The organism is Galbibacter mesophilus, assembly GCF_023721415.1.
Taxonomy (GTDB): domain Bacteria; phylum Bacteroidota; class Bacteroidia; order Flavobacteriales; family Flavobacteriaceae; genus Galbibacter; species Galbibacter mesophilus.
Genome location: NZ_JAMQVC010000002.1, coordinates 764,620 through 790,824 on the forward strand (window position 1 = coordinate 764,620; position 26,205 = coordinate 790,824).

Genomic DNA, 26,205 nt, shown 5'->3' on the forward strand with positions numbered 1-26,205 from the left:
TTGCATGCAAAGAAGTTGTTACCCCTTGCTCGTTTTATTTACTACTCTAGTTTTAGTTTCTTGCTCCAGCAGCGAGTCTGTTTCCGAGGATTTGCTGGAAGAAATAGATAACGAAAATTATTTTCCTTTGGAAATTTCCAATAATTGGAATTACGAGGTGGACGGAGAAACTTCCGGCAATGATAGTCTTTGGGTTTCCAAAGATACCTTGATTGCAGGTGAAATTCATTATAAAATTCAGGCAAACAGTCCGAAATATGGATTTTTAACCAATGTATTGAGTGACGGTCTGTTGCATAAAACTAAGAACAAACTTATTTTAAATGGAAGCTTTACGGATTTATTCCCGGGCATAACCATTCCTCTGGAGGATTTAGTTTTATTAGACGTTCAAAATCCAGTGGGCAACGACATGTACAAAAGCACAGGCAATACTACTTATACTATTGGGAAATATACAATTGAAGCTAACTACGACATCACTTCTAAAACAGAGAACATTTTTAAAGAATTCTCCTTTTTCAATTTAGAGTACAACAATGTAATTAAAACTTCCATAACAGTAAATATGGAAGCGACGGTTTCAACTACAATAGAAGGTTTTCCTATAACCGTACCAATACTCGTACCTCAGGATGTGATTATTTCTACGCAATACTTTGCTCCAGGAGTTGGTATCATTAATAATGAAGCGAGCATAGAATATGAGCTTAGCAACCTTGACGAAGTGGATTTACCGTTAGATATTCCAAAGAGAAAATCGGAGGTTATAACTCAACGAATTACAACCTATTCGCATAAGTGATAGTTGTTCGCTTACTTTTTTACCACACTATTTAACAATGTAATTGGGTGTGCTGCATCCCGAGCCGTTCCATCTTTAATTTGATGCCTGCAACTTGTCCCGTTAGCAACAATTATGGTGTCGCTGGGCGCTTTCCTTACCGCTGGAAACAGTCGCAATTCCCCAATAGCCATGCTAGTCGCATAATGCTCTTTTTCATACCCAAAAGAGCCTGCCATACCACAGCATCCTGCATTTATCATGGTAACAGAAAAATTCTTGGGCAGATTCAGTATATCAAAAGTCACTTTAGTATTGGACTGTGATTTTTGGTGGCAATGGGCATGATACTTTATGGTTTTGGATTCCTCGGAAAACATCTCAGTGGAAATATTTCCTTTTTTAATTTCTTCGGAAAGGAATTCTTCTACCAGAAAACTATTTAATGCTAGTTTTTTTACTGATTCTTTGTCGTTAACCATACGAAGGTATTCGTCCCTAAACGATAATATAGCGGATGGTTCTATTCCTAAAATTGGAAAATCGCTATTCACTAAGTCCTTTAATTTTTCAGTGTTTTTATTAGCTAGTTTTTGAGCTTGCCCAAGAAATCCTTTTGATATAAATGTACGGCCACTTTCTCCATAAAATAATGAAACATCATACCCTAGCGCAGTTAATAATTCAATAGCATCTTTTCCAACAGTGGTGTCTAAATACTGAGTAAATTCATCAATATAGAGCAATACTTTTTTATCCGTAACCTTTTTATTTTTAATAGTTTGAATTTCTTTATTGAAATTAAAACTTTCAATTTTTGGCAAATGTCTTTCAGGAGCGATTCCAAGTATGTTTTTAATAATTTTTCCAGAAAAACTACTATTGGCTACAAAAGAAAACTTACTCGCCCATTTGTTCAATTCAGTATTGTAAGCAAATGCTTTGTCTCGAAGACTAGGCGGATTGTCTTTATAATATTGATACAAAAATTCAGTTTTCAAAGTAGCAACATCTACATTACTCGGACATTCACTGCTACAAGCTTTACAACTGATACATAGATCAAAAACTTGTTTCAGCTCTTCATTATTGAATTTGTTTTTCTTTTCAGATACTGTTAAATACTCCCTCAATGCGTTTGCGCGAGCTCTGGTCGTGTCTTTTTCATTTTTTGTTGCATGATAACTGGGACACATAGCGCCGCTGGAAAGATGTGTTTTTCTACAGTCGCCACTTCCGTTGCATTTTTCAGCGGCCCTAACAATCCCCAACGAGTCTGAAAAATCAAGCAGTGTCTCAATCTCTGGTTCTTGTCTATTAGGTTTATAGCGCAAAGACGTGTCCATAGGAGCACTATCCACAATTTTTCCTGGATTAAAAATATTATTCGGATCAAATGTGTGTTTGATACGTTTAAGCATGTTGTAATTCTCAGAACCGATCATCATTTCCACAAACTCAGCTCTCACCCTTCCATCTCCATGTTCCCCACTCATGGAGCCTCCATATTTTTTCACCAAATGGGCAACATCGGTAGTTATTTGCCGAAAAAGAGCCACATCTTCACTCTTTTTTAAGTCCAAAATAGGTCGTAAATGCAACTCCCCGGCCCCGGCGTGCGCATAATAGACAGCTTTTTGCTGATAACTTTCCATGATGGCAGAGAACTCTGTTATGTAATTGCTTAAATCGTCGATACTTACTGCCGTATCTTCGATGCAGGCCACTGCTTTTTTATCGCCAACGATGTTTCCTAATAGTCCTAGTCCGGCTTTTCTAAGTTCTGCAGCCTGATTAATTTCAGTGCCATAGAGGGCAGGATTTGCATAGCTCAGCCCAGAATCGTCCAAAGTTCTGATGAGCGCCTGTTTTTTGAGCTCTAATGCTTCTTTGTTTTCATCTCGCAGTTCGAGCATTAAAATGGCTTCGGGGTCACCTTCAATGAAAAATCGATTTGGGAGCTGTGATTTATTGTTTTTTGTACAATCCAAAATCACCTTATCCATCATCTCGCAGGAATACAAATCGTGTTGCATCACAGGATGGACTGACGCGCAACAATCGGACACACTTTTATAGTGAGCTGCAATCATCACAGCGTGGGCAGGCATTAACTCATCGAGCTGTAACTTTATTTTGGTTTTGAAAACGAGCGTTCCTTCGCTCCCAGAAAGTAACTTACACATGTTGAATCTTCCTTCATTTTCAGTAAACGGCGTTAGCTTCAGCAATTCATCAATAGCGTAACCTGTGTTTCTTCGGTGAATTTCCGGTTTCGGAAAGTTTTGAATTACTTGTTCCTTTATCCCTTCAGCTTTAAGCTCTTTATATATATTTCTGTAGATTTCTCCTTCTAAATTATCAAGCTTTAATTTTTGCTGAAATTCTTCCGAAGAGATTTCTTTAAACACCACTTCACTTCCATCACTCAAAATTCCTTCAATCTCCAAAACCTTGTCGCGTGTAACGCCATATTTTATCGAAGTGGTTCCGCTTGAGTTATTGCCCACCATACCGCCAATCATGCAACGATTGGACGTTGAAGTGTTCGGGCCGAAAAATACGCCGTGCTCCTCCAAATATAAATTCAATTCATCTCTTATTACTCCTGGTTCCACGGTTACTGTCTTATCTTCTTTATCAAGCGATACTATTTTTGTGAAATTCTTTGAAACATCCACAACAATTCCATCTCCTACGCACTGTCCAGCCAACGATGTTCCCGCCGTTCGTGGTATTAAAGAAGCCTTATTTTCATTGCAGTACGCAATAATTTTTTTGATGTCTTCTGTATTTTTAGGATAAGCAACTGCTAACGGTAACTCACGATAAACGGAAGCATCAGTGGCGTAAATTGTTCTATGGAGATTGTCAAAAAACAAGTCTCCTGAAAGCTTTTCAGCTAAAGTGTCTAAACTATTTTTGGATATATTTAACAAAACTGTGTAATCTTTAAATTATTTTAGCTACGTATCTAATACAGATCGAAAACTAAATTTATGAAATGGCCAAAAATACTAGGTTGATTTCGACCAGAGTATTTTACGGTGAATTTCATTTGACCAAATTAAAAAAATTAAAAAACAACTTATGAAAAAGCTAATTTTATTTAGTGTTTTAGCAATTGGGTTTGCAACAATGGGATATTCACAAGAAATCGCTCGTAATGCACTCGGACTCCGATTAGGAGACGGTGACGGATTTGGAGCAGAAATTTCTTACCAAAGAGGGATTGGTGATAATAACCGTCTTGAATTTGATTTAGGATGGAGAGATAGTGATAAATATGACGCTTTCCGCGTAACGGGATTGTACCAATGGGTTTTCCCAATTGAAGGCGATTTTAATTGGTATGTAGGTGCTGGTGGTGGACTCGGCGCATACGATCGCGACGATAGATATGACGATTTTGACGACGACGATGATGACGGTGGCGCATATGGATTTGTAGCCGGTGACATTGGTATTGAGTACAATTTCAATATTCCGCTCTTGTTGTCTCTTGACTTTAGACCAGAAGTTGGTTTCAACGATTTTGATGACGATTTTGATTTTGATATCGCCTTAGGGATTCGTTACCAGTTCTAAACGTGTAATAATACAAGTCAAGCCCCGAATTTTCGATGTTCGGGGCTTTTTTTGTTAATTGTCTTTAAGGATTAAAATGAAATTTTAACTTTGTAACTAACAGAAATAACTATAAATACTAATTAATGAAAAAAATAGGAAGTATCCTTTTATTACTGGTAGCTTTGGTAGCCTGTAATAAAGCAACAGAAAAAGGAACATATAAGGTGAATGTAAGTGTTGATGGCGTGGAAGATGGGAAAAAAGTTTACCTACAAAAACCCGTGGATGGCCAACGCCCTGAGGTTATCGACACATTAGAAGTAAAGGAAGGTAGTTTTGAGTTTTCGGGAAAAGCTGAAAGTCCGCAACTACACTATTTATTATTTGAAGGAATTCAAGGTGTATTACCGCTTATTTTAGAGGAAGGAACTATTGATGTAACTGCTTATAAAGACAGTTTAAACTTTTCAAAAATTCAAGGAACTCCATCTAATGAGGACTTTAATGATTTTGTTGAAAACTCCAGAAACATCAGAAAGAAAATGCAATCCATTCAAAAGCAAGGATTGGAAGCACAACAGAAAAGTGACACTGTTACCTTAAACACATTAAAAGAAACGTTTGAAGAAACGCAGGAAGAAGCACGCAACTTCGAAGAAGAATTCGTAAAAAGTCATACTGATTCTTACATCTCTTTGTTGGTTATTCAACAAATGATGCGTACAGGTTCTAAGAATTCTGAAGAAGCAGCAGCTTTGTTTAATAGTTTATCCGAAGAAGTGAAAAATACCAAAATGGGTAAAAGTATTTCTGAGGAATTAGGAAAAGCAAACAAGCTTTCTGTTGGTTCGGTCGCCCCTGATTTTTCAGGTCCTACTCCGGAAGGCGAGACAGCTTCTTTACAAGGTTCACTTGGGAAAGTAACCATTTTAGATTTCTGGGCTGCATGGTGTAAGCCTTGTCGTGCTGAAAACCCAAACTTAGTGAAGCTTTACGAAGAATATCATGACAAAGGACTTAACGTTGTTGGGGTTTCTTTGGACAGAAAAGCAGAAGACTGGAAAAAAGCGATTGAAGAAGACAATTTGCCGTGGACGCATATTTCAAATCTTAAATTCTGGCAAGACCCTATTGCTCAAGAATACAATATTCGTTCTATTCCAGCAACCTTTATTTTAGATGAAGAAGGTAAAATAATTGCTAAAGACCTTCGTGGAGAAGCTCTGAATGAAAAAGTAGCTTCGTTACTGAATTAATTAGCAGAAACATACTAAAAATAGAAAAGCTCGGTAATTTTAATTATCGGGCTTTTTTTTGTGCCGTAATGAATATTTAAAGTTTAAAGTAAAAAAGCCTGCTGGAAAATTCAGCAGGCTTTTTTTAAGACTTGTATGATATAGCATTAAGCTTTCTCGTACATTTTTGCTCGTTGCTCTTTAATTGAAGCGTCACTCATATAATCATCGAAAGATAAATACCTATCGATCGTACCATTAGGTGTTAGTTCAATAATTCTATTGGCAATGGTTTGTGTAAATTCATGGTCATGCGAAGTAAGCATTATCGTGCCAGGGAATTTCTTCAAAGAATTATTAAATGCCGTAATACTTTCCAAATCCAAGTGGTTTGTTGGTTCGTCTAGCATTAATACATTTCCACGAATCATCATCATTCTACTTAGCATACAACGAACTTTCTCACCTCCAGAAAGTACTCGCCCAGTTTTTAGTGCTTCCTCACCGCTGAATAGCATCTTTCCTAAAAATCCGCGAACAAAAACTTCTTCTCTTTCTTCTTCAGTCTTGGCATATTGTCGTAACCAATCCACTAGGGTATCGTCGTTATCAAAAAAAGCAGAATTATCCGCAGGAAGATAAGCCTGAGTGGTAGTAATTCCCCATTGGAATTTCCCTGAATCTGGTTGCAGGTTGTTGTTGATTATTTCATAAAAAGCACTGGTTGCTCTGGAGTCTTTAGAAATAATAGCTACTTTATCACCTTTTGCCAAGTTAATATCTACACCGCTAAACAAGGTCTCACCATCAATACTGGCTGACAATCCTTCTACATTTAATATTTGGTCACCAGCTTCTCGCTCCCTTTCAAAAATAATGGCTGGATAGCGTCTGCTGGAGGGCTTTATATCTTCTACTTTTAATTTCTCCAACATTTTCTTTCTTGAAGTAGCCTGTTTACTTTTAGCAACATTGGCACTAAAACGTTGAATAAACTCATTTAGCTCTTTAGCCTTTTCCTCCGCTTTCTTATTCTGCTGTGCTCTTTGTCTTGCTGCAAGTTGACTACTTTCGTACCAGAAAGTGTAGTTACCGCTATAAAGATTTAATTTCCCGAAGTCAATATCAACAATATTGGTACAAACCGCATCCAGAAAGTGACGGTCGTGAGATACTACGATTACAGTATTATCATAATTGGCCAAGAAGTTCTCCAGCCAAGTAATAGTCTCAAAATCCAAGTCGTTCGTAGGCTCATCCATGATGAGTACATCGGGATTTCCAAAAAGGGCCTGTGCCAATAACACACGCACCTTTTGCTTCCCGTCCAAATCGCTCATTAAAGTATAATGCAAGTCTTCTGAAATCCCAAGGTTTGATAATAATGCAGCAGCATCACTATCGGCATTCCAACCGTTCATTTCCTCAAACTGTACTTGTAGCTCCCCTATTCTATCGGCATTTTCATCAGAATAATTTGCGTAGAGTTCATCCATTTCTTTTTTTACGGCAAAAAGAGGTTTGTTCCCCATTAAAACCGTTTCTAAAACTGGATAACTATCGTATGCATAGTGATCTTGTTCTAAAACCGACATTCTTTTCCCAGGCTCCAAATGAACATGCCCACTCGTAGCATCCTGCTTTCCTGAAAGGATTTTTAAAAATGTAGATTTTCCGGCTCCATTGGCGCCAATAATTCCGTAGCAATTACCTTGGGTGAAGTTCACATTTACTTCATCAAACAAAACTCTTTTCCCAAATTGTACAGATAAATTAGAAACTGATAACATTCACAATTGTTTTAAGTTATTCGTGCGCAAAAGTAACAAAATAAAGGAACATGAGCGGTACTTATGCAAACGTTAAAAACGTTTATTTAACTTCCTCTTAACATTAAACTTTCTACTGCTTTTATAGATTTGTTTTAACTGGTGCTTAAAAACATCATATTCTATATGAAGTATACTTTAATTACGTTACTTATAGCGTCCCTCACCTGCAGTTGTTCCAATTCTCCCACTAAAGCTTACTTTTCTGGGGAAATTGTAAATCCAAATATGGATTATGTGTACTTACACCATAACAATGAACGAATTGACTCTGCTGAATTAAGTGAAAACAATCGCTTTTCTTTTGAAATCACCGACCTTAAAGAAGGACTTTACCATTTTGACCATAAAGAATACCAATACATTATTTTAGAAAAAGGTGATAGCCTTTTGATGCGTCTCAATACGTTGGATTTTGACGAGTCTTTGGTATATTCTGGAAATGGAGCAGCAAAAAATAATTTTCTTATTGACGTCTTTCTTATTTATGAAGATGAAGAAAAAGTTGTGAATGATTTTAGTGAATTACCACCAAAAGAATTTCTGTTCAAAATTGATTCCTTAAAAAAAATGAAGGAAGAGTTGCTTACAGATATTAATGCTTCAGACCCACTATCTCCTATGGCCATGCATATTGCAAATAAAGCCATTGATTATAGGTATTTTACCGACATGGAGGAGTATCCATTTATTCATAAAAGAAAAAGCGGTTCTAAAACAATACCAAAACTACCTAAAAACTTTTACAGTTTTAGGAACCAAGTAGACTACAACGATACGTTGCTTACTTATTATAGGCCTTATTTTAATTATTTAATCACTCATTTTAATAATTTGGCTTATACCGGATGCGCTAAAAAATGTGAAGATGTAGATAATTTAGAAAAATCTTTACATTACAGTATCCACAAACTAAAATTGATAAATGATAAAGTTGCCGAAAACAAAACTATTCGGGATAATCTGAATCGTAATGTTGCTTTCACGTATTTGTTAGGTGATAATTCGGTTGATAACAATGAAAAATTTATTGATTCTTTTAATAAATACGCTTCAGATAATCAACATATAGAAGAAGTAACCGATTTTTATAAAAACGTACAGAATCTTCAAAAAGGATTAACACTTCCATCCATTCGATTGGTTGACATGGAAGGAAATAAAATAACAATTGACTCTACTGCTTACGAAAAGAACACGGTATTTTACTTCTGGGATATCAATCAAAAAAATCACCGTGTAAATGTTTTAAATAGGATAGCAAAGCTAAAAGAGGAATATCCTGAATATGATTACATAGGAATTAATGTAAATGAAGACAGAGATGAATGGGTTAAAAATCTCCTCCATCTCACAGAAAATGGCGAAACGTTAACACAATATCAAACGGACGATATCGATGAGCTTTTGGCTACTTTGGTGATTAAGAGCTTAAACAAAATTATAATCGTTGATAAGAACGGGAAGATTATTGAAGGCTTTGGAAACATCTACCACCGAAAAGAACTGGAAAACAGTTTACGGAACAGATTGAATTAGGAGCATCGAACCAATTTCGGAAATAGCAATTTCAATAAGTTCAAAGCTCATTTTATAGCAAAATTCTTCTGAAGAATCTATTCTAAGAATCGAAAATTAATACAAACAAAAAAGCCGTCTCCAATTGGGACGGCTTTTATATATCAATTAAACACCTACCATTTATCTACAAAAGGTGTTTTATAATTTTCCTTATTGATTTCCTTTCTTGTAATCAGCAAGGAATTTTTCCAAACCGATATCTGTAAGAGGATGGTTTAAAAGACCTGTAATAGCAGAAAGTGGCCCTGTCATTACATCAGCTCCTAATTTCGCACAATCAATAACGTGCATTGTGTGTCGCACAGAAGCAGCTAAAATCTCTGTTTCGAATCCGTAATTATCATAAATCATACGAATATCGGCAATCAAACCAAGTCCGTCCGTAGAAATATCATCAAGTCTTCCAATGAAAGGAGAAACGTACGTAGCACCCGCTTTGGCAGCCAATAATGCTTGTCCAGCAGAAAAAACTAGCGTACAGTTTGTTTTTATCCCGTTGTCAGAGAAATACTTAATTGCTTTTACACCATCCTTTATCATAGGAACTTTTACGATAATTTGTTCGTGTAAAGCGGCAAGCTCCTCCCCTTCTTTTATAATATTGTCGTAATCTGTAGCAATTACTTCCGCAGAAACATCTCCTTCAACAATATTGCAAATATCAACATAGTGCTTTAATATGTTATCTCTTCCTGTAATTCCTTCTTTTGCCATTAAAGATGGGTTTGTAGTAACCCCGTCTAAAACACCAAGTGCTTCAGCTTCTTTAATCTGCTCTAAATTGGCGGTGTCTATAAAAAACTTCATGATTTATATTCTTTTAAATAAATTATTATTCAGTAAAGATACTGCACTATTTTGTCTTTTAAACATAAAAAACAAATATGCATTACAAAGTTATAATATAATTAAGGAGAAGGAAAGTAAAAGGCACAAAAAAAGGCAAGCTACCTACATCGCACCGCTACGACCGTATACCCTTGCTGCGTTCCCGCCCTGGGGGATTCTACAGGAGCTGGTCGTGTAGGACTTGCCGGGTGCAAATTTACAAACTTTTTATCTTTGCGCAATAATTTTATCATCTTAATTTAATTAAATACCTTGCTTAAAATTAAAGGAAAAAACATGCATTCTTATAAGTTTTTAATCGTCAGCTTTTTAATGGCTACTTTAGGTGGCTGTAATTCTAAAATTTCTTCGGAAAAAAATTTATTTTCCATTGAATTGGATGCTAAATCGGATAAAATTCAACATGGGAAGACCGTGAAAGTCGATGTGAAGAATCGAAAAAATAAAGAAATTGATTCGGTTACCTACAAAATGAATGGAAAAAAGGTAAACTTAAAAAATGGCTTTCTGACTTTAAATTCAGACAGACTAGGAATCCAGCCTTTGGGTGCTACGGTTTATTATGAGGGAACGTCGACGGAAGTCACCAAAAATATTACGGTTCTTGCTCCTGAAGCTCCAAAAGTGTACACTTATGAAATCATAAACACTTTTCCGCATGATATAAAAGCTTATACTCAAGGATTGGAGTTCCATAACGATACGTTGTACGAAAGCACTGGAAGAAAAGGCATCTCTTCCCTTCGGAAAGTAGATTATAAAACAGGTGAAGTCCTTCAAAAAATTGATTTAGACGATGCTTATTTTGGCGAGGGAATCACAATTCTAAATGACAAAATCTATATGCTCACTTGGCAGGCAGGTACTGGATTTATATTTAATTTAAAAGATTTTGAGAAGACAGGGTCTTTTAGGTATGGAAAAAGTAAAGAAGGCTGGGGACTTACGCACACTCCCGACGGGAGTAAAATATACAAAAGTGATGGTAGCGATAAAATTTGGATTTTAGACCCCGAAACTTTGGAAGAAGTTGATTTTATAGAAACAGTTACTAACACATCGGTTTTTAATAAAGCCAACGAATTGGAATATGTAGATGGAAAAATCTATGCGAATGTGTACCTAAAAGACAGCGCCATGATTATTGACGCCAAAACAGGTGGCATCATTGGCGTGATCGATTTTAGGGGATTGAAAGATAAGGTGAAGCAACATGCAAATTTAGATGTACTCAACGGAATTGCATATAATTCTACTACAGAAACATTTTTTGTTACCGGAAAAAACTGGAGTAAAATGTTTGAAGTTACCATTAAAGAGAAAAAATAAAGCTTTGAAAGAATTCACACAACGTATTGTAGTCCAGGAAGAGGATTTAGACGATTTAATGCACGTAAACAACGTACGTTTTTTACAATGGGCCCAAGACATAGCAAAAGAACATTGGCAGACGGAAGCTACCCAAGAAATGCTTGATAATTACATTTGGATGGTACTTTCCCATCATGTAACGTATAAAGGGCAAGCTTTTTTAGATGATGAGATTTTACTAAAAACATACATTGAAAAGGCAGATGGAGTTACATCTACTAGGATAGTAGAAATATATAATCATAGCACAGAAAAACTATTGGTAAACTGCAAAACCGAATGGTGCTTGATAGATAATAACAGTAAACGCCCTATTCGACTTACGGATGAATTAAAGAGTTTGTTCACTTAAACAAACTATATCGGCTCCTGCTCCGCTGAAGATGTGTTTTCAATTTGTTGCGATGATTTTTTTTCTTCTCGATGCTCGGAATACACCATGGTAAATTCAGCCCCCATAAAGAAAATGAGTCCGGTGTAATACACCCAAAGTAGAATTAACACTACGGAACTAGCACCTCCGTAAACAGAAGCTGGCGCGGCTTGTCCGAAATAAAATCCAATTAAGTACTTACCTAATAAAAATAACAATGTGGTTACTGAGGCTCCGGTAATAGCTGTTCTCCACTTAATTCTTCGGTTTGGTAAAAAGCGGTAAATGGCGGCAAATAAAATGGTTATCACCGACATGGAAACTAAAAAGTTAAGGAAGCTAACAATCATGGAAGCAATGTCTGGATAATGGTCCCGAATGTAATTGTTCAGAACAGAAATCCCAGCTGATACTAACAGGGAAATTATCAAAAGAAATCCAATGGCCATTATCATTCCAAAGGAAACTAAACGGTCTATCACCATCTGCTTGAAATTAGAATTTTCTTCTTCCGCATCAAAAATCGTATTTAATGTTTTTTGTAACTGAAAAAACACCCCTGTAGCACCAAAAATCAATGTTCCTGCACTTATGATAATATTGATGGTAGAATTACTATTGATGCTGGCACTGCTAATCATTCCTTCTATGGCTTTTGCGGGCTCGTAGCCAATCAAACTGGAAAATTCTTGTGTAATATGACCTTGCACGGCATCCCTTCCGAAGAAAATACTGGTAACCCAAATAACAATTAGCAACAATGACGGTAGCGAAAATAAAGTATAATACGCTATAATGGCACTTTTAGCAAATGGATCTAGGTCTAGCCAATTAGAAAATGTTTTCTTAATTAATTTAAAAGAGGGTTTTAACTTCATACGTTATTTGGTAAAAGTACACTTAAAGATAGTTTTAAAATAAAAGAAAAGCTGTTAAACAATCTACAAAAGATTAGCTCAACAGCTTTTCAATATTCTTAAAAACCCTTAGTTATGCGGAGTTTCTACTTGCGTTTATATTTCCAAATAAAGATCGGGTTACCATTCTTTCATAAGTTTCAAGCAATTCCGGATCTACTTCTTTTTTGGAAGCATTTATTTCCTGAATTTGTCTCAACGCATATTGCTGAATAGTAAGCAATGGCAATACAATTTTCTCACGTACTTGAATGGAAGCCTTCATAGATCGGGTATCTTCCATAAGCTCGGAGTATCCTGTGAGCTTCAACAACATGTCTTTACTACGCTCATACTCTTGATAAATCATCGTCCAGAAAGGCCCAAACTCTTTATCGTTAGCCATATAAGCCGTAAGTTTAAAGAAAGACTTTGTTAAACTCATCATACTGTTCTCCAATAGCGTTCTAAAGAAAGCTGAGTTATTGTAAAGTGATTGTATTTTATCGAATTCTTTATTGTCAACAAATTCTTGTATCGCTAATCCAACCCCGTAGAAACCTGGAACGTTTTGTTTTAACATACTCCAGCTACTTACAAACGGAATTGCTCTTAAATCTGAAAACACCAATTTATCCGACTTTCCACGCTTTGAAGGCCTACTACCAATATTTGTTTTGGAGTAATACTTCAACGTACTCATTCTTTCCAAATACGGTAAAAACTTAGGGTGCTTTTTAAAGTCCACATAAGCTTTGTAACTTATTTTAGCCAAGCGATCCATTGTTTCACGGTCTTCATCCGAAAGTCTGTCATTTTCGTCAAAAAATACATTGTTGGCAATTCCAGAGCTAATTAGCTGCTCCATATTGTATTGACAAGATTCCGGTGTTCCGAAATTAGAACTAATTGTTTGCCCTTGAATGGTCAACTGTACTTCTTCATTTTCAATTGTTGGTCCTAATGAAGCATAGAACTGGTGCGTTTTTCCACCACCTCTTGCAGGTGGACCTCCTCTACCATCAAAAAAGACAACTTTAATATCATATTTACGGGAAATGGCTGTTAAAGCTTCTTTGGCTTTATAAATACTCCAGTTTGCCATTAAATACCCACCATCCTTAGTACCATCGGAGAAACCAAGCATTATAGGCTGCTTATTTCCTCTTCGCTGAAGATGGGCCGCATACGATTTATTTTTGTAAAGCGTCTCCATTACATTGTGCGCATCCTCTAAATCGTCAACGGTTTCAAACAACGGCACAACATCTGTAGTTGGTTCTTCCCAATCACACATACGAATCATCGCAAAGGCTTGCATTACGTTTAGAACGCTACCGTTGTTACTAATAATGTATCGGTTACAACCCAATTCGCCATTATTCTTCTGAATAGTTTTCATGGCATAAATGGATTCCAATGTAATTCGGCTCATTTCATGTTTAAATAAACCTGGGTTTACCTTCCCTACTACCTTGCCAAGTGCTTCAATTTGCTTTTGTTCACTTAGTTTTTCATAGTTTTTCGGGAAGATATCCAATCCCATTTCCAAGGATTCTGAAACAATATTGGAAAGTACATCGTGGTGTACCCTAGAATCTTGACGAATATCTAAACTCGCAAAATGGAAACCGAAAAGCTTCATTTTGTTGATTAGGTCATTAATTTCTTCAACAAATAGCGATTGATGTTTTGCCACCAAAATCTCCTTGATTTCAAGCAAGGTATCCATAGTTTCTTCCGCCGAAATAGTTGTTCTTCCACTTTCCAAGAAGATATTTTCATATAACTTACCTTCAAGATCGGTTATCAGCTTGTCAACATGTTTAAAGGTTATACGTCTGCGCAGTTTTCTAACGTCGCGATAGTAATTCTTTAAAACAGTACTTCTAAGTCTGTCCGCAACTTTCAATGTAATATCAGTAGTCACAAACGGATTTCCATCCCTGTCCCCTCCAGGCCAAAAACCAAGGTTAACCACTTGGTTATTCAATTCCCTATCGGTGAATATATTGTTTTGGATATAGTTAAAAATCTGACTTGCAGATTGATAAAACACGTTTTCTAAATACCAGATTAAACTCACCGCCTCATCAAACGGGGTTGGTTTTTCTTTTTTAAAGAAAGGTGTTTTCCCCAATTGAGCTAGCAATTTTTTAATTAGGTTCAAGTCATTTGCGCGAATTGCTTCAGCTAAATCAGTAATTATCCCTAAAACAGAACCTGGATAAAATTGAGTTGGGTGTGCAGTAAGTACAGGTCGTACTTTAAAACGTTCCAGGTATTCTTTAAGCTCAGGCATTTTGTTTTTTGCCTCTGCTTCCTCCTTTACGTTTCTTAGCGTTCCTCTCCCATCCATATTGTTTACTACTGGAAAAGTAGCATCTTCAATAGCGTCAAAAAGAACTACCTGTCTTTCTATATATTGAATAAATCTAAAAAGAAGATCAAATTTCTCCGTATCTGAAGGTTTATCGTAATACTTGTCAAAAAAGCGGTTTACGATTTCAGTCGGATTCTTATTTTCATCAAAGCCTTTTTCACAAATTTCAGAAAACAAAGGTAAAAACACCCCTGTATTCCCTATTTCATCAAAAGGGAGTGTGATAAAAATGCTGTTGTAAATCTGATATCTTGATAAAACACTTTCATTAAATCGATCAATCTTTGGTTTTCTTAGCATATTATAATTCAATTTTACACGTAAAAATACAAAAAACCCTCTCAAAGACAAGCCTTGAGAGGGTTTCCTTATGATTTAAAACAGAAATTTTACAAATCGTTAAAAATTGTATGCATTAACCTGCGTTTATCGTTGATGCTCTCTTCTAAAGAAATCATGGTTTCTGTTCTTGAAACACCATCGATATCATCTACTTTGAAGATTACTTCTTTTGCATGTTTTGTGTCACGAGCTCTTATTTTACAGAAAATATTGAATTTTCCAGTAGTAATATGGGCAACTGTTATATAAGGTATTTGGTTTAGTCTCTCCAACACAAACTTGGTTTGGTGGGTTTTTTCTAAGAAAATACCTACATAGGCGATAAATGAATAGCCTAATTTTACGTAATCCAGCGTTAAAGAAGACCCTTTTATGATACCAGCATCTTCCATTTTTTTTACCCTAACATGCACCGTTCCAGCAGATATAAGCAGTTTTTTTGCTATGTCTGTAAATGGGGTTCGGGTATTGTCAATCAACATATCAAGTATTTGATGATCTACCTCGTCTAATTTGAATTTAGCCATAGTTTTATATTATCTTTAAAGAATAAGCAAAAAAAATAAAAAATTTTGAATTTATCACAATTGTAGGCTAATTATTTTCGTAAGAAAAACATACTTTCATTAAATTTTCTTTAAAAATTCTGTTAAATAGCTAGTATTTAATTCATGTACTTCTATCGCTTCCACGTCCAAATCGTTCACTGAAAGCTCTTTATGTCCGAAAAACTTCAACTCGTCCTCAACATGCTCTACAGTGGGCTTAAACTCGATCTTACCGTTATTTAACGATTCCTTAAAGAAGATAGCAACATCCTTTCGCTCTATCCCTTCTTTAGATTTTACAGGAAACCCTCTTAGAATAACGTCGTAAAAGAGCTTTTCGTTTTCAGGAATTTTAAAATAATCATGGTGTTTCTCACCAGTAACTTCGGTTTCTCCTATATACATTATAGCCTCCAATATAGAAAAGGCGATTAACCTGCGCGTTTCTTCCCGCTCGTAATCACTAGGGAAATGACCTGATTCGAATAGTATAGTAGGCACTCCTTCTGATTGAAAGGTGTCGCCAACACAATTAAGGTTGAATCCGTCATCATATCTGCCTACTTGATTCGGAATATGCTCTTGAAGCATTTTATTCATTGCTGAAATCACCTCCATGCTTCTCTTTCTGTTCGCTGTCACTTTTCGCTCTTTGTCCTCTGCAGGCGTCAAAAAGGATACGGTAGCCGATTTTTTATGATTTCCAGCGCTGAATATGGTTCGTTGATCATGAAGGTTAAAACAAAAATGAGGTTTAAATTCATTAAATTCTGCCCGCAGCACCTTGCTTTCCGGCTGTGAAAGTTGCTGTGCATCCCTATTTAGGTCAACTTCATTACTATTATGACGAGTATAGGCTTCTGCTCCATCGGGATTGAGCAAAGGAATGACACAAATAGTAAAAGTTGAAAGTATGTGATTACGGATTTCTGGTTTTTTCTGAAGGTAATTAATAACGTCAAAAACAGCTTTTGTAGTGGTCGATTCGTTCCCATGCATTTGAGACCACATAAAAATCTTTTTCGGTCCATACCCAAAACGGATACTGTGAATTGGTTTCCCCAAAACTGAGTAGCCTATTTCGGAAACAATAAAATCACTGGTCAGTCTATCCAAAATAGGTTGAATGTTTTTTAACGTAATATATCTGCCAGATAAAAGTGATTCTTTGTAGCTGTTATAATTGAATTGAAATTCTTCTCTATAATCCATAATAATCAGTTAAGCGGCAAATGTAAAAATATACTTGTTTACATTTGTCAATAGAGACAATTTACAAATGTAACGTCTTAATACAATGTTTCTAGTATAATCTTTTTAATATTGTAAACAATTCACCCTTGTATAAATCATATTTACCAAAATTACGTTTTAAAATATTGTTTTCTAGTTGTTTAAATACCTTAATATGAAGTTTAAGTTTAATAAAAAATGCTATTTTACACTTGTATTTCGCTAATTCCGAAGTATTTTTTACATTTGTAACCTATTTACATTTTAAAACTAGTTTACAATGGTAAACAAAGAAGATTTTATAAAACGGCTTGAAAAAGTGATTGATTATTACGACTTATCAGCCTCTGCTTTTGCTGATAAAATTGGCGTGCAACGCTCCTCCATTTCACATTTGTTATCTGGACGTAACAATCCGAGCTTGGATTTTGTCATGCGTATTCTTGAGAATTTCCCTGAAGTAGAACTCTATTGGCTCTTGAACGGAAAAGGAAATTTTCCCGAAACATCCACTTCCTCGAAACCACCAAAACTAGATGCTGACCTTTTTTCTTCTGAAGAAGTCACTCCTTCTACTTCAAAAGAGATTGAGCCGTCAGAAGAAGTGAAAAATGAAACTACTACTGTACATGCAAAAAAAAGTGATATTGCCCGTATTGTGGTTTTTTATAAGAATGGTACCTTTGAAGAATATAAAAATTTACCTTAAATGAGAATTTGTTCAATTGCTTTACTGTTTTTACTTCTATTTACATCTTGTTACCAACGGGAACGAAATTGTACTGATTTTAAGACAGGTGAATTTGAATTCTCGCATACAATTAACGGCGAAACCAAAACAAGTAGGTTTATAAGGAACGATTCTATTGAAATTGATTTTTATGAAAATAGAATTGATACAAATTCAGTTCGCTGGATAAACGACTGTGAGTTTATTGTGAAAAAAATTAATCCTACCAACAGAAGTGAATCCCAAGCAATCCATATGAAGATTCTCACTACTGAAAAAGACTCTTACCTATTTGAGTATTCTGTGGTTGGAGACCAAAAAAACAAACAGAAAGGAAAAGCGAGAAAAATAGGACCATTGTAAGTCGTTTTCTGCTCATTTTTAGACAAATTTCACTTCTCTTTTAAATTAGATACATTGGCATTTATTATTTTTTAATAAATTGCTTGTTATGATAATTGATATAATTTCTGAAAACATTAAAGTCGCCGATTTTATTTTAAAACTTGGGTCGGCTACCGTTGCTGGGCTTTTAATCGGTCTGGAAAGGGAATACAAAGGAAAAAGTGCTGGTCTGAAAACTAATACACTTGTTTCTATAGGTGCCGCCGTTTTTGTGATAATTTCCATGCAGTACGAACATCAATTTGGTGTCGATGCCACGCGTGTGCTCAGTCAAGTTGTGGTGGGAATCGGATTTTTAGGCGCGGGTGTAATCCTTCAGAAAGACAACAAAATCAAAGGATTAACCACCGCAGCAACTATTTGGTGTAGCGCAGCAGCAGGTTGTTTAGCTGCTACCGCGCTCTATGTAGAATTAGCTTTTTTAAGCACCCTTGTTGTGATTATTAATTTACTTTTCGGTTATATCGATTCTAAAATTAATAAGTAGTTTTTTTTAAATTAAACTCACATCCGAACAAATTTCTAAAACTGCTGGTCCTTTTTGTTCAAAAAGTACTTTCATAGCTGCTGGTAATTCAGTACCACTTTTAATTTGTTTTCCCCAAGCCCCACAACTGATAGCAAATTCAGCAAAATTTGGATTTTTTAAGCTTGTTTTCCACACATCGAAATAACCAGCTCGCTGTTCTTTGGAAATTTTCCCGAGTTCGTTGTTGTTTATGATAATTAGTTTTACCGGCATTTTATATTTCACCAAGGTGGTAATCTCTGCTAAATATTGACAAAGTCCGCCATCTCCGGCCACCGCTACAATTGGACGCTCTTCCCCAACAGCGGCAAATGCTCCCAGCGCTGCGGGTAATGCAAAACCAATGGAACCAAGATATCCAGACATTAAAAAGGATTGCTTTTTGGATTCGAAATACCTTCCAAAGGAATAAGCATTGTTGCCAACATCTACTGTCATTACTGCATTTTCGGGAGCTTGCTTGGATAATTCGGTAAATACAGCTACTGCGCTTACGCCATTTTCTTTTTCCTCGATAAGTCTTTTCTTTTTTTCATTTCGCCAGATTTCCCATCTTTCAGCAATCTCGTTGGTTCTATCTATTTTGTTTTTCAAACCTAAATTTTCTTTCAGCAACATGGCAACCGTTACACTCATTTCTCCCCACACAGCCGCTTCCACTTCATGAAACTTGCTGAGAGCCAGCGGGTCAAAGTCAATTTGAATGCTTGGAATTTTAGGTGTGATGCCCGTGTGGTTTGAAAAAGAGGCGCCAATTACCAATAACAAATCGGATTCGTTCATAAAATAAGATGCGATGGGTGTGCCACTTCTACCCAAAACTCCGCAACCTAGCGAATGATAGTCAGAAATTAGTCCTTTTCCTTTAAAAGTAGTAAGCACCGGACAGTTTAGTTTTTCTGCCAAAGCAATTATTTCCTTCATATGAAAACGGGCGCCATGGCCAACAATAATTGTAGGTCGCTCGGCTTTTTCAAGCAGCGAAATGGCTTTTTCAAAGCTTTCTTTGGGTGGTGCTATTTGTAAAGGTGTAATTCTATTATGCTGAGTTTGTGCTTCTGAACCTTCTTTTGCTTTTAAGGTTTGCACATCGTCTGGGAAAGTAAGGTGGGAAACTTCCCTTTTCAGTATTGCCTGCTTTACGGCGAGGGACATAAGTTCCGAATGTTTACTGTTGGAAAGTACCCGATGGTTAAATTCTGCTACGGAATGAAAAGCATCCACTAAATCCAATTCTTGAAAATTTCCAGTTCCAACAACTTGCGTTGCAACTTGCCCGGTAAGCGCCAAAAGTGGAGCTCTATCAACCTTAGCGTCCCACAAACCAGTAAACATATTGGTCGCACCAGGGCCAGCTATAGCAAAACATGCAGCTGGTTTGCCTGTAAGTTTTCCGTAAGCGGAGGCAGCGAAGGAAGCAGCACCTTCGTGCCGGATTCCAAAAAACTTTAATTTGCCTTCCTCTTCTTTCCTGCGCATAGCATCGGCAAGCCCTAAATTTGAGTGACCAACCATACCAAATACCCGATTCACCCCCCAATTTATCATGGTTTCCACCATTATATCGGTAATCGTAGTTTCATGCTCTGCTTCTTTTTCCACAGCTACGTAAACGCCATCTTCTCTTTCCTCTACTTCAAACGTATCTACACCATCATCAAAACCACCTGGGGAATTTCCAGTACATGGATGGTAATCCCAACCATGCCATGGACACCTTAGCCATCCTTTTTCTATGCTTCCTTCTCCCAACGGGCCGCCTTGATGCGGACATTTATTGTCTAAGGCACATATTTTATCTTCAAAATGGGTTAAGCATAGTGTTTTTTTTCCAGCAGTGACTGTAGTTACCCTTCCTTCCTGTAATTCTTCTCTGCTTGGTAAAACGCGATGCCATATTTTAGATGTAGACATATTTATCCAATTTAGGTTTAAATCGGAATAAATATAGAAAATAAATTATATTTGATTTGAAATAAACAAAAAAATAACGGTGATTGGTATCTATCCTCCTATGTTTTAATCAAATAAGGTCGGGCCTTCGTCTTCTTTGGATTTACCTTTTTTATCAGCGCTCACATCTTCCTCATCGTTCACTTCGATGTCCTCAGGCTCTTGTTCTTCGGGCTCTTCAAAAGGCAAGGAATCCAATAAATTAATCTGGTTTACTTTATCTTTTGTAAGTTGATTACCAAGTGCACCTATACCTTTTATGGCAATAAAATCTTCAATATCAATCTCTTGATTTGGTTTTCTATCTTTGCCGCGTTCTTTAGTAAACTCTAATTCCGCAACAGGACGCCAATCCGTGGAAACAATTTCCAGTCGGCTACCGGGAACCTCGGGAATGAAAGACTCCTCTTTTCCTTCATTCTCAATTAAGAATCTTTTTATGTAGTAAAGTTCTTTTTCTCCGTTATAATAAATGGCGGAAATAGGCTTTTTAGGATTCCATTTTTCCAATACGATCATATTGCTTTCAAAATGCATTGTTAATTCTGGAACCGCTGTTTTTACAATACCATCTTGAGTAATAATTAAGAGTCTGTCTTCCCCTTTAAACGCGCCAAGTAACTCTCCTCTACCATCTACATTTAGACGTTGTACAGTATCATCGAACCAAATTTTTCTAGGTTTAAGCGTAGAAACACCTTTCTCCTTTAATTCAATTCGTTTGATGGCATATTTACTAACAATATTTCCTTTAGAAGCTCGTCCTTTGATAAGAACATCAGCAAAATCCAAGTCCCATTTAAGCTTTTTGATACTTCCTACTTGTCGAAGGAAAATAGTAACAATTTCGGCTTCTCCGTTTGGATTGGCTGAAAAATAATGAACATAAGAACCCGCTTTTCCATTTGTAAGGTCATATTCCCTATCCCTTGTTATACTTGAAACAAAGAAGCGTTTTACATAAGATGCGCCGCCTTTGCCATCTTTGTAAATAAGGTTGTAAATGGTTCGCTTGTCTTTCTTCTTAAAAACAGCTACGTGAATAATATCTTTTCCTATAAATGTTTTTGCATCTACTTTAGTAACCATCATTTTACCTGTGGCAGTAAATACAATTATATCGTCAATATCGCTACAATCACAAACGTATTCATCTCTTTTTAAGGAAGTTCCAATAAAACCTTCCTTACGATTTACGTAGAGTTTGGTGTTTCTAATCACAACTTTGGATGCTTCAATATCATCGAAAATTCTAATTTCGGTTTTGCGCTCTCGTCCTTTTCCGTAGGTAGTTTTTAATTTCGTAAAATAATCAATCGCAAAATCCACCAAATGCTCCAGGTGATGTTTAACCTTTGCAATTTCATCTTCCAACGCATCAATTTTTTGTTGCGCTTTGTCGATATCAAATTTTGAAATCCGCTTTATCCGAATTTCCGTTAAACGAACTATATCTTCTTCAGTAATAGGTCTTTTTAAATGTTTGATATGCGGTTGTAACCCTTTATCAATAGCGCTTATAACGCCTTCCCAAGTTTCCTCTTCTTCAATATCGCGGTAAATTCTATTTTCAATAAAAATACGTTCCAAGGAAGCAAAATGCCATTGTTCCTCCAGTTCATGAAGTTGAATTTCAAGCTCTTGCTTTAATAAATCCACGGTGTTATCGGTAGACCTTCTAAGCATTTCGCTAACCCCAATAAATAGTGGTTTGTTATCTTCAATTACACATGCCAATGGCGAAATGGAAGTTTCGCAAGCTGTAAATGCATACAGCGCATCAATAGTTTTATCTGGAGAAATTCCATTAGGCAGATGCACTAAAATCTCTACTTCTGCCGCGGTGTTATCTTCAATTTTTTTAACTTTTATTTTCCCTTTATCATTCGCTTTTAGAATTGAATCTATCAAGCTCGAAGTATTAGTTCCGTAGGGAATTTCGTTGATTACCAACGTGTTCTTGTCGTATTGAGCAATTTTAGCACGAACACGAATACGGCCTCCGCGCAAACCATCGTTATAATTGGTCACATCCATAATCCCTGCGGTAGGAAAATCTGGATAAATGGTAAACTTTTTACCTTTTAAGTGCTTAATGGAAGCATCTATAAGCTCAATAAAGTTATGCGGAAGTATTTTGGTTGAAAGTCCAACAGCAATCCCTTCTGCCCCTTGCGCCAACAATAGCGGGAATTTAACAGGAAGATTTATCGGTTCCTTCTTTCTTCCATCGTAACTAAGTTGCCAATCGGTTATTTTAGGACTAAAAACAACTTCGAGTCCGAACTTCGACAAACGGGCTTCAATGTAACGAGGAGCTGCAGCGCTATCTCCAGTTAATACGTTCCCCCAGTTTCCTTGGGTGTCGATTAACAAATCTTTCTGCCCGATTTGCACCATGGCATCCCCTATGCTCGCATCCCCGTGTGGGTGATATTGCATGGTGTGCCCAACAATATTGGCCACTTTGTTGTACCTACCGTCATCCAATTCTTTCAAGGAATGCATAATCCTGCGCTGAACTGGTTTAAATCCATCTTCAATTGCGGGAACGGCACGTTCTAAAATTACGTACGAAGCATAATCCAAAAACCAATCTTGGTACATTCCACCAACACGGGTAATGGTTTCCTGATTGTTATTTTCTTCTGAATTTATTTCTGAATTTTCTTCCATAAAAGAATTTAGTAGGTATTTTATTTATTTGATAGTTAATATCTAATCTTCCACTACATCAAGTTCTACTCGAAGGTTATTGATGATGAATTTCTGGCGGTCGGGAGTATTTTTGCCCATGTAAAATTCCAATAGACTTTCTATCGACATGGCTTTATCCAACATCACAGGATCCAAACGGATATCATCACCAATAAAATGCTGAAACTCATCAGGAGAAATTTCCCCGAGTCCTTTAAATCGTGTTATTTCTGGCTTACCACTTAACTTTTCAATTGCTTCTTTACGTTCATCTTCACTGTAGCAGTAAATGGTTTCTTTTTTATTCCGCACCCTAAACAAAGGGGTTTGCAGGATATAAAGGTGTCCTTCCTTAATAAGTTCAGGGAAAAATTGAAGGAAAAAGGTTATTAACAATAGACGAATATGCATTCCATCCACATCGGCATCGGTAGCAATTACAATGTTGTTGTACCGAAGGTCTTCCATGGATTCTTCAATATTCAATGCCGCTTGTAGCAGATTGAATTCTTCATTTTCATATACAATTTTTTTGGACATTCCGTAGGTGTTCAACGGTTTTCCACGAAGACTGAAAACGGCCTGCGTATTCACGTCACGGGACTTTGTAATGGAACCCGATGCAGAATCTCCCTCAGTGATAAAAAGAGTAGTTTCCAGTGCTCTTTCGTTTTTGGTATCCCCCAAATGAACACGGCAATCACGTAATTTTTTATTGTGAAGACTTGCTTTTTTGGCTCGGTCTTTTGCTAATTTTCGTATCCCGGAAAGTTCTTTTCGTTCCCTTTCCGCCGCTAATATTTTACGCTGAAGTTTTTCAGCTACTTCTGCATTTTTATGAAGAAAGTTATCTAATTGCGTTCCGATGAAATCGTTTACGTACGTTCGCACCGTGGGTAAATCGCCGCCCATATCGGTAGAACCCAATTTTGTTTTGGTCTGACTCTCGAAAACCGGCTCCATTACTTTTATAGAAATAGCAGCAATAATTGATTTTCGAATATCGGAAGCATCGTAATTCTTTCCGTAGAAATCACGCACGGTTTTAACCACAGCTTCTCTGAATGCTGCTAAATGTGTTCCTCCTTGAGTTGTATTTTGTCCGTTTACGAAAGAATGATATTCTTCGCTATACTGAGTTTTGCTATGAGTAATGGCGACCTCGATATCATCCCCGCGTAGATGAATGATTGGGTACAGCATATCTTCCTTGCTGGTGGTATCTTCCAACAGGTCTTTTAGACCATTTTCAGAATAATACTTTTCCCCGTTAAAAACAATGGTAAGCCCCGGATTAAGGTACACATAATTCCGAACCATCTTTTCTATATATTCATTTCTGAATTTATAGTTCTTAAAAATGGTATCGTCCGGAATAAATGAAACTTTGGTCCCTCTACGCCTACTGGTTTCTTCCAGTTCTTCTTCGTTTACGAGGTTTCCCTGCTCAAACTCGGCGGCTTTAGATTTATTATCCCTGTTCGATTCAACACGGAAATATGTCGACAATGCATTTACCGCTTTGGTACCAACACCATTTAAACCTACCGATTTTTTAAACGCTCGGGAATCGTATTTTCCACCGGTATTCATTTTAGAAACCACATCCACTACTTTTCCCAATGGAATCCCTCTACCGTAATCGCGAACAATTACTTTCGTGCCCTGTACTGAGATTTCGATGGTTTTTCCAGCGCCCATCACAAATTCATCAATACAGTTATCCAGTACTTCCTTTATTAAAATGTAAATACCGTCGTCTGCTGAAGAGCCATCACCTAATTTACCAATGTACATTCCAGGACGCATACGAATATGCTCCTTCCAATCTAACGACCGTATATTATCTTCCGTATACTTAGTAGTTTCCGACATAAAATATTAGAGGTGGGTTTCGTTGCTAATATAATGTATAGCGGGATAAAATGAAACCCCGCATCAGTAAAGTAATTAACAAGCCCCAGCTGCAAATTGTTAAGAACCTGATTTTTTGTAAGTTGATTTATTGATGGATATCAGTATAATTCCAAAAATGACCAATAAAGTTCCCCCTAATTGTAAAAGTGTTAGTTTTTCATCTAAAAAGACAGACACCAGGGCAATCGTGGAAATAGGCCCCAATCCGCCTAAGATAGCAAAATTAGATGCTCCAATTTCCTTAATGCAATATGAAACCAAATACGACGGGATTACTGTGGAAAGTACAGCCATGCCAAGCCCTAGCCAATAAACGTTTTGATGATAACCCAACAAAGGGGTTTTCTCAAATAGCACATAATGAAGTACCACACTCGTGCAAGAAATAATCATGGCGTAAGATGTAAAACGCACTACCCCAAACTTTGGAATCAGCCAATCGCTTCCCGTTAAATAGGAAGCATAGGTTACTGCACTCATAAATATCAATCCGGCGCCAATTATAAATGATGTCCCTTCCAAAGCCATTTCATCATAAAAAGCAACTATTACGCCTAAATAGGTTAGCAATATGGCCAATAACTGCACTCGAGTAATGGGTCTTTTTAAAAAAATGCGGGAAAGCACAACCACTATGGTTGGATATATAAAAAGAATGATTCGCTCAATGCTTGCTTTAATGTATTGAAGTCCTAAAAAATCAAAATAACTCGCCAAATAATAACCTATGAATCCAAAAAGTACCAACCAGAGAAAATCTTTTCGCTCGGGCTTAACTCCTTTACTTTTGGTAAAAAAAAGTACTGTCAAATAAAATGGTAAGGCAAAAAGCATTCGAAACAGCAGCAAATTAACTGAGCTTACCTCGTACTGGTAAGCCATTTTTACCATAACTGCTTTTGCTGAAAATAGCACAACACCTAAAATCCCGACGATTATAACAATGGAAAGTTTTTTATTTTCTTTCATTAATGTTAGTT

General features: G+C 36.6%; 20 protein-coding genes and 1 other RNA gene. 9 read left to right on the top strand and 12 right to left on the bottom strand.

What is annotated here, in order from left to right; all coding sequences use genetic code 11:
* Positions 1-4: 4 nt before the first annotated feature.
* Positions 5-805: a hypothetical protein gene (locus NDQ75_RS10150; RefSeq protein WP_202027366.1), complete on the top strand. Its 801-nt coding sequence runs from the start codon at positions 5-7 to the stop codon at positions 803-805.
* Positions 806-816: 11 nt separating this feature from the next.
* On the opposite strand, the gene NDQ75_RS10155 is transcribed toward NDQ75_RS10150, so the two are convergent.
* Complete coding sequence (locus tag NDQ75_RS10155) at positions 817-3,714, bottom strand: FAD-binding and (Fe-S)-binding domain-containing protein (protein ID WP_202027729.1); 2,898 nt, start codon at positions 3,712-3,714, stop codon at positions 817-819.
* Positions 3,715-3,874: 160 nt separating this feature from the next.
* On the opposite strand from NDQ75_RS10155, the gene NDQ75_RS10160 reads away from it, so the two are divergent.
* Both NDQ75_RS10160 and NDQ75_RS10165 read left to right on the top strand, forming a co-directional pair.
* Positions 3,875-4,372 (top strand): hypothetical protein, encoded by a 498-nt coding sequence (locus NDQ75_RS10160; RefSeq protein ID WP_202027367.1) that lies wholly within the window; start codon positions 3,875-3,877, stop codon positions 4,370-4,372.
* A 125-nt stretch (positions 4,373-4,497) separates the two neighbouring features.
* Positions 4,498-5,610 (top strand): TlpA disulfide reductase family protein, encoded by a 1,113-nt coding sequence (locus tag NDQ75_RS10165; RefSeq protein ID WP_202027368.1) that lies wholly within the window; start codon positions 4,498-4,500, stop codon positions 5,608-5,610.
* Between the two features lie 146 nt (positions 5,611-5,756).
* Here NDQ75_RS10165 and NDQ75_RS10170 read toward each other — a convergent pair whose 3' ends face one another.
* Positions 5,757-7,379: an ABC-F family ATP-binding cassette domain-containing protein gene (locus NDQ75_RS10170; protein WP_202027369.1), complete on the bottom strand. Its 1,623-nt coding sequence runs from the start codon at positions 7,377-7,379 to the stop codon at positions 5,757-5,759.
* 165 nt (positions 7,380-7,544) lie between these two features.
* Here NDQ75_RS10170 and NDQ75_RS10175 point away from each other — a divergent pair, with 165 nt between their 5' ends.
* Positions 7,545-8,957: a TlpA family protein disulfide reductase gene (locus tag NDQ75_RS10175; RefSeq protein WP_202027370.1), complete on the top strand. Its 1,413-nt coding sequence runs from the start codon at positions 7,545-7,547 to the stop codon at positions 8,955-8,957.
* A gap of 192 nt (positions 8,958-9,149) precedes the next feature.
* Here the strand turns inward: NDQ75_RS10175 and fsa are convergent, their stop codons facing one another.
* Positions 9,150-9,806, bottom strand: coding sequence for a fructose-6-phosphate aldolase (gene fsa, locus NDQ75_RS10180; RefSeq protein ID WP_202027371.1), 657 nt, complete (start codon positions 9,804-9,806; stop codon positions 9,150-9,152).
* Between the two features lie 130 nt (positions 9,807-9,936).
* Positions 9,937-10,035: signal recognition particle sRNA small type (gene ffs, locus NDQ75_RS10185), an RNA gene on the bottom strand.
* An 89-nt stretch (positions 10,036-10,124) separates the two neighbouring features.
* On the opposite strand from ffs, the gene NDQ75_RS10190 reads away from it, so the two are divergent.
* Positions 10,125-11,177 (top strand): glutaminyl-peptide cyclotransferase, encoded by a 1,053-nt coding sequence (locus tag NDQ75_RS10190; RefSeq protein WP_202027372.1) that lies wholly within the window; start codon positions 10,125-10,127, stop codon positions 11,175-11,177.
* A 4-nt stretch (positions 11,178-11,181) separates the two neighbouring features.
* Positions 11,182-11,571 (top strand): acyl-CoA thioesterase, encoded by a 390-nt coding sequence (locus NDQ75_RS10195; RefSeq protein WP_242513615.1) that lies wholly within the window; start codon positions 11,182-11,184, stop codon positions 11,569-11,571.
* 5 nt (positions 11,572-11,576) lie between these two features.
* Here the strand turns inward: NDQ75_RS10195 and NDQ75_RS10200 are convergent, their stop codons facing one another.
* The 4 genes from NDQ75_RS10200 to NDQ75_RS10215 all read right to left on the bottom strand — a co-directional run bounded on the left by NDQ75_RS10200 (position 11,577) and on the right by NDQ75_RS10215 (position 16,973).
* A complete protein-coding gene (locus tag NDQ75_RS10200; RefSeq protein WP_202027374.1) occupies positions 11,577-12,470 on the bottom strand; it encodes a YihY/virulence factor BrkB family protein in 894 nt (297 codons plus the stop codon).
* Between the two features lie 112 nt (positions 12,471-12,582).
* On the bottom strand, positions 12,583-15,171 hold the full coding sequence (locus NDQ75_RS10205; RefSeq protein WP_202027375.1) for a phosphoenolpyruvate carboxylase: 2,589 nt from the start codon (positions 15,169-15,171) through the stop codon (positions 12,583-12,585).
* A gap of 89 nt (positions 15,172-15,260) precedes the next feature.
* Positions 15,261-15,740, bottom strand: a complete 480-nt coding sequence (locus tag NDQ75_RS10210; protein WP_202027376.1) for an Lrp/AsnC family transcriptional regulator — start codon at positions 15,738-15,740, stop codon at positions 15,261-15,263.
* Positions 15,741-15,839: 99 nt separating this feature from the next.
* A complete protein-coding gene (locus tag NDQ75_RS10215) occupies positions 15,840-16,973 on the bottom strand; it encodes a M14 family metallopeptidase (protein ID WP_202027377.1) in 1,134 nt (377 codons plus the stop codon).
* 301 nt (positions 16,974-17,274) lie between these two features.
* Between NDQ75_RS10215 and NDQ75_RS10220 the strand changes: the two genes are divergently transcribed.
* From NDQ75_RS10220 to NDQ75_RS10230, 3 genes are all read left to right on the top strand, one after another.
* Positions 17,275-17,703: a helix-turn-helix domain-containing protein gene (locus tag NDQ75_RS10220; protein ID WP_202027378.1), complete on the top strand. Its 429-nt coding sequence runs from the start codon at positions 17,275-17,277 to the stop codon at positions 17,701-17,703.
* Positions 17,704-18,087 carry a hypothetical protein gene (locus tag NDQ75_RS10225; protein WP_202027379.1) on the top strand — a complete coding sequence of 128 codons (384 nt, stop codon included), beginning with the start codon at positions 17,704-17,706 and terminating at the stop codon, positions 18,085-18,087.
* An 88-nt stretch (positions 18,088-18,175) separates the two neighbouring features.
* On the top strand, positions 18,176-18,616 hold the full coding sequence (locus NDQ75_RS10230; protein ID WP_202027380.1) for an MgtC/SapB family protein: 441 nt from the start codon (positions 18,176-18,178) through the stop codon (positions 18,614-18,616).
* Positions 18,617-18,622: 6 nt separating this feature from the next.
* Here NDQ75_RS10230 and NDQ75_RS10235 read toward each other — a convergent pair whose 3' ends face one another.
* The 4 genes from NDQ75_RS10235 to NDQ75_RS10250 all read right to left on the bottom strand — a co-directional run bounded on the left by NDQ75_RS10235 (position 18,623) and on the right by NDQ75_RS10250 (position 26,194).
* Positions 18,623-20,572 carry a thiamine pyrophosphate-binding protein gene (locus NDQ75_RS10235; RefSeq protein ID WP_202027381.1) on the bottom strand — a complete coding sequence of 650 codons (1,950 nt, stop codon included), beginning with the start codon at positions 20,570-20,572 and terminating at the stop codon, positions 18,623-18,625.
* Positions 20,573-20,677: 105 nt separating this feature from the next.
* Positions 20,678-23,287 carry a DNA gyrase/topoisomerase IV subunit A gene (locus NDQ75_RS10240; RefSeq protein ID WP_202027382.1) on the bottom strand — a complete coding sequence of 870 codons (2,610 nt, stop codon included), beginning with the start codon at positions 23,285-23,287 and terminating at the stop codon, positions 20,678-20,680.
* Between the two features lie 42 nt (positions 23,288-23,329).
* A complete protein-coding gene (locus NDQ75_RS10245; protein WP_202027383.1) occupies positions 23,330-25,183 on the bottom strand; it encodes a DNA topoisomerase IV subunit B in 1,854 nt (617 codons plus the stop codon).
* Between the two features lie 99 nt (positions 25,184-25,282).
* The gene (locus NDQ75_RS10250) at positions 25,283-26,194 is read right to left on the bottom strand and encodes a DMT family transporter (RefSeq protein ID WP_202027384.1); all 912 of its coding nucleotides are present in this window, start codon (positions 26,192-26,194) and stop codon (positions 25,283-25,285) included.
* Positions 26,195-26,205 lie beyond the last annotated feature (11 nt).

Excerpts from the sequence above, each read along its gene's own strand:
- NDQ75_RS10150 (WP_202027366.1), top strand. The coding sequence starts at position 5 with ATGCAAAGAAGTTGTTACCCCTTGCTCGTTTTATTTACTACTCTAGTT.
- NDQ75_RS10160 (WP_202027367.1), top strand. The coding sequence starts at position 3,875 with ATGAAAAAGCTAATTTTATTTAGTGTTTTAGCAATTGGGTTTGCAACA.
- NDQ75_RS10165 (WP_202027368.1), top strand. The coding sequence starts at position 4,498 with ATGAAAAAAATAGGAAGTATCCTTTTATTACTGGTAGCTTTGGTAGCC.
- NDQ75_RS10170 (WP_202027369.1), bottom strand. The coding sequence starts at position 7,379 with ATGTTATCAGTTTCTAATTTATCTGTACAATTTGGGAAAAGAGTTTTG.
- NDQ75_RS10175 (WP_202027370.1), top strand. The coding sequence starts at position 7,545 with ATGAAGTATACTTTAATTACGTTACTTATAGCGTCCCTCACCTGCAGT.
- fsa (WP_202027371.1), bottom strand. The coding sequence starts at position 9,806 with ATGAAGTTTTTTATAGACACCGCCAATTTAGAGCAGATTAAAGAAGCT.
- NDQ75_RS10190 (WP_202027372.1), top strand. The coding sequence starts at position 10,125 with ATGCATTCTTATAAGTTTTTAATCGTCAGCTTTTTAATGGCTACTTTA.
- NDQ75_RS10200 (WP_202027374.1), bottom strand. The coding sequence starts at position 12,470 with ATGAAGTTAAAACCCTCTTTTAAATTAATTAAGAAAACATTTTCTAAT.
- NDQ75_RS10205 (WP_202027375.1), bottom strand. The coding sequence starts at position 15,171 with ATGCTAAGAAAACCAAAGATTGATCGATTTAATGAAAGTGTTTTATCA.
- NDQ75_RS10210 (WP_202027376.1), bottom strand. The coding sequence starts at position 15,740 with ATGGCTAAATTCAAATTAGACGAGGTAGATCATCAAATACTTGATATG.
- NDQ75_RS10215 (WP_202027377.1), bottom strand. The coding sequence starts at position 16,973 with ATGGATTATAGAGAAGAATTTCAATTCAATTATAACAGCTACAAAGAA.
- NDQ75_RS10220 (WP_202027378.1), top strand. The coding sequence starts at position 17,275 with ATGGTAAACAAAGAAGATTTTATAAAACGGCTTGAAAAAGTGATTGAT.
- NDQ75_RS10225 (WP_202027379.1), top strand. The coding sequence starts at position 17,704 with ATGAGAATTTGTTCAATTGCTTTACTGTTTTTACTTCTATTTACATCT.
- NDQ75_RS10230 (WP_202027380.1), top strand. The coding sequence starts at position 18,176 with ATGATAATTGATATAATTTCTGAAAACATTAAAGTCGCCGATTTTATT.
- NDQ75_RS10235 (WP_202027381.1), bottom strand. The coding sequence starts at position 20,572 with ATGTCTACATCTAAAATATGGCATCGCGTTTTACCAAGCAGAGAAGAA.
- NDQ75_RS10240 (WP_202027382.1), bottom strand. The coding sequence starts at position 23,287 with ATGGAAGAAAATTCAGAAATAAATTCAGAAGAAAATAACAATCAGGAA.
- NDQ75_RS10245 (WP_202027383.1), bottom strand. The coding sequence starts at position 25,183 with ATGTCGGAAACTACTAAGTATACGGAAGATAATATACGGTCGTTAGAT.
- NDQ75_RS10250 (WP_202027384.1), bottom strand. The coding sequence starts at position 26,194 with ATGAAAGAAAATAAAAAACTTTCCATTGTTATAATCGTCGGGATTTTA.